The sequence below is a fragment of the Psychrobacter sp. S1-30-MNA-CIBAN-0213 genome (assembly GCF_040309845.1).
In the GTDB taxonomy this organism is placed as follows: Bacteria; Pseudomonadota; Gammaproteobacteria; order Pseudomonadales; family Moraxellaceae; genus Psychrobacter.
Genome location: NZ_JBEOPE010000138.1, coordinates 1 through 250, shown reverse-complemented (window position 1 = coordinate 250; position 250 = coordinate 1). Strand labels below are relative to the sequence as shown.

The following is a 250-nucleotide window of genomic DNA, read 5'->3' as shown; positions in this document are numbered from 1 at the left end:
ATCTTTTAGAGCACGCGTATTTTCACTGGTATCAGCTAAAGTAGAGTCGATGACAGCAGTACGCCAGATAGGTGTCCAAACCCCTTTTGCTAGCGTATCTTCTAAACTGATGGTCGCGGCTGGCATGATGATTTTGCCAGTGCTGGGAATCATGCGCACCATATGGTGGAACTGAGTTTGTATTGCATTGAGATCTGCAAAAATATCTGCATGATCAAACTCAAGGTTATTCAAAATAGCAGTACGTGGA

General features: G+C 43.6%; 1 pseudogene. It reads right to left on the bottom strand.

Features of this window, described 5'->3' with window-relative positions:
* Positions 1 to 250: pseudogene (locus tag AAEY87_RS14250) on the bottom strand (UDP-N-acetylmuramate:L-alanyl-gamma-D-glutamyl-meso-diaminopimelate ligase); the annotation flags it as partial.